Raw genomic sequence first — 8,692 nt, forward strand, 5'->3', positions numbered from 1 at the left:
GGCTGGCACTTATAGCTGTGGCAAACAAACTCATAAAGCAGGCTTTTGCCATCGCTACCAAAGGAGAGTATTACATGGAAAAATCATAAGCAAAATATTGCTTTTAAACACAGTTCATTTCGAACGCTGTGAGAAATCTGAATTATTGCAGGGACATGAAATTGACAGATTCCTCACAGCTTCGCTGGCTCTTTTCGGCTCGCGCCTCAAGAATGTTCGAAATGACAGTTTAGCTACTGTTTTTTTAAGGTGACAGCATTGGGTCGAGACCTGTCCGTACGAGGTAGGGCTGTTTCATTCGACACTTACCTGGCGTAAGTTTGAAGACTTGTGCCAAATAGAAGACCAAAACAGAGAAGACAGACTGAATAACCTTCTCTGTTTTGGTCTTTTATGAGATTAATTCAATATGTCAATCTCGTGTCACCAGTGGTGGAGTTAAACCTCAAAAAAGAAGCTATATCGCTCTTCAGGACTTCTCAATCCTGAAGCAAACTGAAGGGGATTTCCTAATCCCCGCAACTACCCTTCCTGTCACGCGGACAAGGATGTCCGCAGCAGGCTTAGTTCCAGACACGGATATCCGGAACAGCTTTAGGGATTGTAAAGCTTAGACAAAAATATTCGGAACACGGGGATTAGGAAATCCCCGGCAGATAACTTGCAGACTAAGAAGTCTGAAAGAGCAGCCATGATGCTATTAGTAACTGATAATTGCTACCTGATAAATGACAAATGTCTTTACTCGTGGTAATTCAGCACTCTGTGGCCACCTTCCATTAAATAGGTGTCACGCTTGAACAGCTCCAGATCTGCCTGCATCATATCCTGAACAAGAGCTGGAAGATCATATTGTGGCTCCCATCCTAATTTTGTCTTAGACTTAGTAGCATCGCCTATCAACAGCTCAACTTCTGTTGGGCGGAAGTAAGCAGGATCAACGCATACCACTTCTTTGCCTAGCTCTAACTGGTAATCCGGGTGCGTGCAGGCGGCAACATAGCCTCTCTCGTCTACACCCTCTCCTTTGAATTCTATTTCTACGCCAACTTCAGCGAACGCCATCTTCACGAAGTCGCGGATAGTGGTGGTTACGCCGGTGGCAATCACAAAATCCTCCGGTGTGTCCTGCTGCAGAATACGCCACATGGCTTCTACATAGTCTTTTGCATGACCCCAGTCGCGCTTCGCGTCCATGTTACCCAGGTATACTTTATCCTGCAAGCCTAATGCTATGCGGGAAGCTGCACGCGTAATTTTGCGGGTCACAAAGGTCTCGCCACGTAGCGGGGACTCATGGTTAAAGAGAATACCGTTGCAGGCGAACATTCCATAAGCTTCGCGGTAGTTCACTGTAATCCAGTAAGCATAGAGCTTGGCCACGGCATAAGGTGAACGGGGATAGAAAGGTGTTGTCTCTGACTGTGGAACAGCCTGCACCAGGCCATACAGCTCAGAGGTGGAGGCCTGGTAGATGCGTGTCTTTTCTGTTAGACCTAAAATACGGATCGCCTCTAAAATACGCAATGTACCGATGCCATCTGCATTGGCGGTATACTCCGGCATATCGAAACTTACCTTCACGTGGCTCATCGCCGCCAGGTTATAAATCTCATCCGGCTGCGTCTCCTGAATAATGCGAATCAGGTTCGTCGAGTCCGTCAGGTCACCGTAGTGCAGCTTAAAGTTAATGTGCTTCTCGTGCGGGTCCTGGTATAGGTGGTCGATGCGCTCTGTATTGAACATCGAGCTGCGGCGCTTGAGGCCGTGTACCATATACCCTTTACTTAATAATAGTTCTGCCAGGTAAGCTCCGTCCTGCCCAGTAACGCCGGTAATTAATGCAGTTTTCATTTCTGTATTTTAAGCTGTAATAAACTGTTCTTTAAAATCGGCATACGCCATTTCTATACCCTCTCTCAATTCTATTTTATGCCTGTATCCGAGGCTATGAAGCTTCGACACATCCATGAGTTTGCGGGGCGTACCATCCGGTTTACTCACATCAAACGCAATGGCTCCCTCATATCCCACGATATCTTTAACCAATAAGGCGAGTTCTTTAATGGTCACGTCTTCGCCTGTGCCAATGTTAACCAGCTCTCTGCCATCGTAGCTGTTCATCAGGAAAAGGCAGGCCTCGGCCAGGTCGTCGGCAAAAAGAAATTCACGGCGGGGACTACCGGAGCCCCAGATAGTCACCGTTTCGGCTCCACTCTCCTTCGCTTCATGAAACCTGCGGATAAGCGCGGGCAGCACATGCGAGTTCTGCGGGTGGTAGTTATCTTTGTAGCCGTAGAGATTAGTAGGCATTACACTGATAAAGTTGCAGCCGTACTGGTCGCGGTAAGCTTCGCAGAGCTTGATGCCCGCTATCTTGGCGATGGCGTAAGGCTCATTAGTCGGTTCCAGTTCTCCGGTTAAAAGATATTCCTCCTTCAGCGGCTGAGGTGCCAGCTTTGGATAGATGCAGGAAGAACCCAGGAACATCAGCTTTGTGACACCCGCTTTATAGGCGGAGTGGATGACATTGGCCTCCATCATGAGATTGTCATAAATAAACTCTGCCCGGTAGGTGTTGTTGGCCACAATGCCACCTACTTTCGCTGCGGCAAAGAAAACATAATTCGGTTTTTCAGTAGAAAAGAAATCTATAACAGCCTGCTGGTTCCGCAGGTCAAGCTCTGAAGAGGTGCGGGTAACGATATTCTTATAGCCGTTGGTTTGAAGCGTGCGGCATATAGCAGACCCTACCATCCCTCTATGTCCGGCTACATATACCTTCGCATCTTTATTCATAAAATTCGATATTTTTAAAACACAAATCTATTATTAAAATCAGAATCGCAGAGATAAACTACAATTTTTATTACACATTCTCAAGTTTTACACCTGCGGCACTTTCCACATAATGCTGCTCCAGGGCAGACTTATCCAGTCCCATAGCTTTTATGAAAATTATTTTCGCATGGCATTTCACAGTTTTACTTTTAATTAAATTCTTTGTAGGGAAAGATCACGATAAGTGCCGTCAACTTAAGGGGAAACAGTAGCTTAACTGTCATTTCGAACGCTGTGAGAAATCTGATATATTGCAGGACCATGAATAACCTAGGTTTCTCACAGCTTCGCTGGCTCTTTTCGGCTCGCGCCTCAAGAATGTTCGAAATAACAAAATAAAGCTTAAGTTGACGGCATTAGTCACGACCTGATCCTACGAAAGAGGATCCGCCAAATACAAAATCAGGCTTCAAAAAAAAACTAAGAGACAGGATGTAGTTTGCAATTCGTGCATCTGATACACTAGCAATAAAGCAAAAGCTACTAAGCGAACCTCTAGAAGACAAACCTCCTATTAAATGAAGGAGTGTACAACACCTTAACAGTAGCACTGACAAAGTTATCGTTTTTCCCTGTCCAGCCGGTAACTTCATAGGTGTTATCCAGGTAGTCAGTAGAAGTCATATTTATGGTCACTTCCGGGGCAAAGCTTATTTGGTCGGAATACCGAATCCGAAGGCCTCCGCCTACTGGTATGAACGTCGCGATAGCCGGATAATCTATGCCGGGAGCTAATTCACCCCCATGCCCTTCTGCAAAAGAAGAGGCGCTGAAACGCATTAAACCAAAACCAGCTTTCAGGTATGGCACTACAACGGCACCTCTGAACCTCGGACTATAGAGCCTTGAAAGCATATTTCTGTTCGCTAAGTTCATGACAACAGCACCTGAAGCGGAAAAAACATCAGATTCAAACGTAAAGCTGTGTTCTGGCACGTACCTCGCCTCATCCTGAGAGCCCTTGAATCCAACATATTCAGCAGTACCAAGCACACCAAAGAAAGGAGAAAGCTGATACATAGCACCCAAACTTACAGTCGGGCCATAGCCATTCCCCTTCATCAGCCCGATATCACTTCTGTATCCTCTTGCTATATTATCACTGTTCATCACGGACAAACCTGCTCCAGTCAGGAAAGTGAGTTTATCAGCACGCTTAAAAAAGTTGTAAGAACTGTTTCTTGTCTTCGTATTATGATGCCGCTGTGCCTGTACACTAAAAGTTGAGCATACTAAGAGAAAAAATGTGGCTGCAATAAAAATGATTTTCTGGATCATGACCTTCTACAATATTATAAGAAAAAAATAAACGCTGTTCAGTATTGCAAACCCGAAACAAAAGAATGATAAGCTCAAGTTGCGATACTCATAATCAAATAAAACCAAAGGCTGAACTCCCACCCCTAACCCCCAATGCCGTTAACTTAAGCATCATATTGTCATTTCGAACGCTGTGAGAAATCTGGGTTGTTGCATGGTCCAGCAATTTTTCAGATTGCTCACAGCTTCGCTGGCTCCTTTCGGCTCAAGCCTCAAGAATGTTCGAAATGACAGTTTTGCCACAGTTTCCTGAAGTTAACGCCCTTGCTGTGTCTTATGACCAGCAAGAAATTCTTTAATCCCTTGCGAAAATCCACTCTAGGGAGGGCTAGGGGTGGGTCGTTTTTCAGTACAGTTATCAATCCCAGTTTGAGTTAACAATTAGCAAATTCTTTAAAAAGCCTTTTCATCACCACGAATGGCCTGCCATACCGTGAGCACGACAATTTTAAGGTCAAGGAAGAAAGACCAGTTCTCCAGGTACCAGATGTCAGCCTCCACCCTTTTCACCATGTAAGTAGTATCTTTTGTCTCTCCTCTGTACCCGTTTACCTGCGCCCAGCCTGTGATGCCAGGCGTAAGAAAGTGGCGCACCATGTATTTTTCTATGATAAGTGCGTAGTCCTCTGTGTGCTTCAGCATGTGAGGGCGGGGGCCAACAATAGACATGTCGCCTAGCAGCACATTGATAAACTGGGGCAACTCATCTATACTCGTCTTCCGGATAAAGGCACCTACCCGCGTAATACGGGCATCACCTTTACTCGCCTGCCTGTTATCTGAATCTGAGTTCACGCTCATGCTCCTGAACTTGAGGCAGTAGAAGGGTAAGTTGTCTTTTCCGGAACGGAGCTGCTTAAAGAAAACGGGCCCTCGTGAATCCAGTTTGATGATGATCGCCATCAGCGGGATAAGCCAGCTTAACAAAAAGACCAGCACCGACAAAGAGAAGGCAATATCAAAAATTCGTTTCAGCGTTTCATTCGCTTTATCCTCGAGAGGCTCCCTTCGGGGAGTTAGTATCGGCAGGTGGCCGTACATCTCCACCATAAAGTTCTTTTTAAAGTAGTCTTTCACGTCAGGCACTAACTTAAGACGTATCATGCGCCTGTCAGCTTCCCGCATCAGCATTTTAATTTTATCCTGGGCAACATCCGGCAGGGCACAATAGACTTCCGCAACGCCGTGCTCCTCTACAAAATTCAGGCAGTCTTCAATCTTCCCCAGTATAGGCATGCCTTTATCTTTGAGAGACAAGTCATCGTCAAAGAAGCCTCCTACCTTGTAGCCATACTGTCTGTTCACCTCCAGGTGATTATATAAGTCCACTCCTAAAGAACCGGCACCTACAATCACGATTTTTTTATGCTTTACCAACGACCAGCGTGCGGGCTTCCGGATAAGCAGAAATACTGTTTTCCAGAGCAGCAGGAGTACTGCAAAAAGCAGGAAGGCATAGGCCGTAAAGGTGTAGGATAAATCAAACTGCACCATTGCCAGCTTCAGCAGGACAGCGATGAAAAGGTACAAGGCTAAGGACTTAATAGTTAGCTTGATAGTAGGGATGGCATCGCGCCGGAAGATGTCTTCATACAGCTTATTGATATTGGCGCAGTAAAACCAGATCAGGTTTAACAACAAAAAGTCCAATTTATAACTCTCCGTTATATTTTGCCCTATCAGCTGCTGGTTCTCTAACACAAAACCAGCATAAAGCACCGTATTCAGCAGAAAAAAGTCAATAATAAGGTTTAAGGCCTTAGAAAAAGTAGTATAACGATGTACCATAAACTTTACTCCACTTTAATAAATACAAAAATAGAATAAATCTTGAAATACCAATATAGATATACAAAATATATTTATAAAATAATATTCTTGTATAGCGGCACACTCTACAATAAAGCTTTCCTAGTCACAAAAATGCAGCACATCGACAACCAGAGTTATGATGCAACAACTCCTAGCATAACCCAGTGTGAATTACAGCAGGCAATTCTTCTGTGCTATGCACACTAAAAAATATGTAGAAATAAATTGACAAACTTTACCCACCACAGTCATACACCCTGTGTTATATAAATCACAACAAAACAGCTGCTTTAAAAGAAGCCATTTTAGAAAGCAGCGTTTACATGATAAATACGAAGTTATTTAGAGAGGAAGAAGGTTTGTTTTGTTTTTGCTTTAAATAGCGACCCAGCAAACACAGGCCCGTAATACAAATACCTTTTCCACATGCGTCTCGGCTCTTTTACCAAACGCCCCAACCACTCCAAGCCTAAACCTATCCAAAACTGATTCGGCCGCTCTACTGTACCTGCGTAAAAATCAAATACAGCTCCGATAGAACAGATTATTTTTGCATCAAGCTGATTTTTGTGCGCATGCGCCCATTTTTCCTGCTTGGGAGCAGTCATCCCCACAAACAAGACATCAGGTTTAAAAGCATTAACAGCCGCTAACATCTTATCATTATCTTCATCTGTGAAGAATGCCTTGTATGGAGGAGAATGAGTCTCCACCTTTATATTAGGATAATCTACTGCTAAACGCTGCTGTATTTTATGCAGTGTATTTTCAGAAGAACCCAGGTAAAAGCACCTCCCACCCGTTTTATCTAACTCCTTGAGTAAGTGTTGGTGCAAATCTGCTCCTGCAATTTTTGTTATCTTTTTGCCTCCCAGAAATTTTGTTGCTGCCACAATAGCTATTCCATCGGGAAGTAAAATATCAGATTCCATCAAAGACTTTTTGAAGTCAGCATCTTTCTCTGCCAAACAAAAAGAATACTGGTTGATGGTGTTTACAAGCACTTTTTGCAGGCTTGGTAAAAGGTCTAAGCTACCTGTAAATACAGAGTAACCCATACAATTGATGGAGGTAAGCTGTTTGTCCATTTAAAATTAACCTTTCATGTAAGGGTGAGCTTTAGCTAGAAATATGTATACTCCATAGCAAATTGCCAACGTATGAATGAGAGTAAATATTAAAATATTTGTAAATATAGATATAGTAAAGTTAAAACAAAAAAAATTGCACTAGATATTAGTGCAATCTCAAAGGCGAGGCTTTCATGTTTTGATACGTCCTATAATAATGCAAACCTAAACTTACTTTATATAAAACTTATTTAAGCTTTCAATATAGTTTACCATATTATAATTAGTAGAAATATACTTTCTGGCCTCTCCTGAAAAGGTTATAAGTGCATCTCTATCAAGCAAAAGACTTTCAATTTTTTGCGATAAATCAGTCGCGCTACAATACTCTACTATAAAACCATTTTTACCATTTTCAACAACAAGCTTCATTGCCCCAACTGCTGTAACTATGGGAACTACACCGTAAGCCATAGCTTCTAAAAGAGCAACTGGTAATCCTTCATATAAGGAAGGTAATATGAAAACGTCAGATGAATTTAAAATCTGTTTTTTCTTTTCTCCTCCAACTACCCCCATATAACTAATGTTCCTCCACTCTTTTACCTTCTCAGAAATAAACTCATCAAGTGGTCCTTTCCCACATATTGTTAAGCTAAAGTGATTTGAAAGCCCCTTTTTGTTTAATGTTTCTACAGCTTCAATAATGTACTTCAACCCTTTATTCTCATCCAGCCTTCCCAAAAAAAGTAAACTAACAACTTTATCATCTTTTGCCTTCTTTCTCACATCACTGGGATAGTCAACAGTATTTTGTAGTACTTTAATAGCATTAACTTGGTATCTGCGCTCCAAAATTTGTCTTTCAAGCTCACTCAAAGCCACTATAACCTTAGAATTTTTTAATACATATTTAACAATAAGGTATAGAAGGAAAGGGGGCTCTCCCTGACTATACTTTCCACCATGCAAATGAGTAAGTACAGGTTTATTAAAGGCTTTACACATCAAAAAGACTATAGCTTCTCGCAAAACTGCCTTAACATCCAATGGCAAATTAAGATGAACTGACTCAAATTCATCTTTTATTAAAAGCTTAATTAGAAACACATAGCTTGTAACAATTTCAGATAACCTCCTCACTGCAGATATATGACCATCTTTTTTACCAGACAAAAAGTGAATGTAATTTACTTGAGTATTATTCTTAATAATTGTAGTTACTACAGATGAAATTCCACTAACATTTTCAGATAAATCCAAACTTGGGGAAGTAATCAACACATTCATTGGATAATAATTAACAGAATCTTAGCATAATATTTAACTAAAAAACAAGACTTGCCGCTGTTTGTGAAACTAGTTTTAAAATAAATTTTTACTGGAACATTCTAACACAATTGAAGCAGCTAATGAAAAGGCTCTAGATACTAGATATAAATATCTATATACTTGTTGGCCATTATGCTCATCTCATATTTAATTCTTAGGTGTAATGTGCTCGATTTAGGAACGGTTCCAATATAGTACTCCCTGTTTGTAGGACCACCAAGCACTGTTTTTAAGTTGATTTTTCCCTAAGTCCTCTCCCAATCAGGCCGCCTGCTGTTTGTATACCTCCACCGGAATCTGTCTCCCTATCCCCTGAT

General features: G+C 42.1%; 7 protein-coding genes. 1 reads left to right on the top strand and 6 read right to left on the bottom strand.

Translation table 11 applies throughout. The annotated features are described in order from the left end of the window. The coding region (locus E1919_RS27825; protein WP_237144878.1) for a hypothetical protein at window positions 1-253 on the top strand (253 nt) is incomplete at its 5' end. Between the two features lie 488 nt (window positions 254-741). Here the strand turns inward: E1919_RS27825 and gmd are convergent. The 6 genes from gmd to E1919_RS26490 form a co-directional block, all read right to left on the bottom strand. After that, the gene (gmd, locus tag E1919_RS26465) at window positions 742-1,854 is read right to left on the bottom strand and encodes a GDP-mannose 4,6-dehydratase (RefSeq protein ID WP_162056413.1); all 1,113 of its coding nucleotides are present in this window, start codon (window positions 1,852-1,854) and stop codon (window positions 742-744) included. A gap of 9 nt (window positions 1,855-1,863) precedes the next feature. Beyond that, entirely contained in the window at window positions 1,864-2,799 is a 936-nt protein-coding gene (gene fcl / locus E1919_RS26470; RefSeq protein WP_162056414.1) for a GDP-L-fucose synthase, read from the bottom strand. A 537-nt stretch (window positions 2,800-3,336) separates the two neighbouring features. Continuing rightward, entirely contained in the window at window positions 3,337-4,119 is a 783-nt protein-coding gene (locus E1919_RS26475) for a hypothetical protein (protein WP_162056415.1), read from the bottom strand. 435 nt (window positions 4,120-4,554) lie between these two features. Continuing rightward, entirely contained in the window at window positions 4,555-5,949 is a 1,395-nt protein-coding gene (locus E1919_RS26480) for an undecaprenyl-phosphate glucose phosphotransferase (RefSeq protein WP_162056416.1), read from the bottom strand. A gap of 362 nt (window positions 5,950-6,311) precedes the next feature. Further along, the gene (locus tag E1919_RS26485; RefSeq protein WP_237144879.1) at window positions 6,312-7,061 is read right to left on the bottom strand and encodes a WecB/TagA/CpsF family glycosyltransferase; all 750 of its coding nucleotides are present in this window, start codon (window positions 7,059-7,061) and stop codon (window positions 6,312-6,314) included. A 213-nt stretch (window positions 7,062-7,274) separates the two neighbouring features. Further along, complete coding sequence (locus E1919_RS26490) at window positions 7,275-8,333, bottom strand: glycosyltransferase family 4 protein (protein WP_162056417.1); 1,059 nt, start codon at window positions 8,331-8,333, stop codon at window positions 7,275-7,277. Window positions 8,334-8,692: the final 359 nt, after the last annotated feature.

The sequence above is a fragment of the Pontibacter pamirensis genome (assembly GCF_010015475.1).
In the GTDB taxonomy this organism is placed as follows: Bacteria; Bacteroidota; Bacteroidia; order Cytophagales; family Hymenobacteraceae; genus Pontibacter; species Pontibacter pamirensis.

What these genes read in the sequence shown, in the direction of transcription:
- gmd (WP_162056413.1), bottom strand. Translation starts at nt 1,854, where the DNA reads ATGAAAACTGCATTAATTACCGGCGTTACTGGGCAGGACGGAGCTTAC.
- fcl (WP_162056414.1), bottom strand. Translation starts at nt 2,799, where the DNA reads ATGAATAAAGATGCGAAGGTATATGTAGCCGGACATAGAGGGATGGTA.
- E1919_RS26475 (WP_162056415.1), bottom strand. Translation starts at nt 4,119, where the DNA reads ATGATCCAGAAAATCATTTTTATTGCAGCCACATTTTTTCTCTTAGTA.
- E1919_RS26480 (WP_162056416.1), bottom strand. Translation starts at nt 5,949, where the DNA reads ATGGTACATCGTTATACTACTTTTTCTAAGGCCTTAAACCTTATTATT.
- E1919_RS26485 (WP_237144879.1), bottom strand. Translation starts at nt 7,061, where the DNA reads ATGGACAAACAGCTTACCTCCATCAATTGTATGGGTTACTCTGTATTT.
- E1919_RS26490 (WP_162056417.1), bottom strand. Translation starts at nt 8,333, where the DNA reads ATGAATGTGTTGATTACTTCCCCAAGTTTGGATTTATCTGAAAATGTT.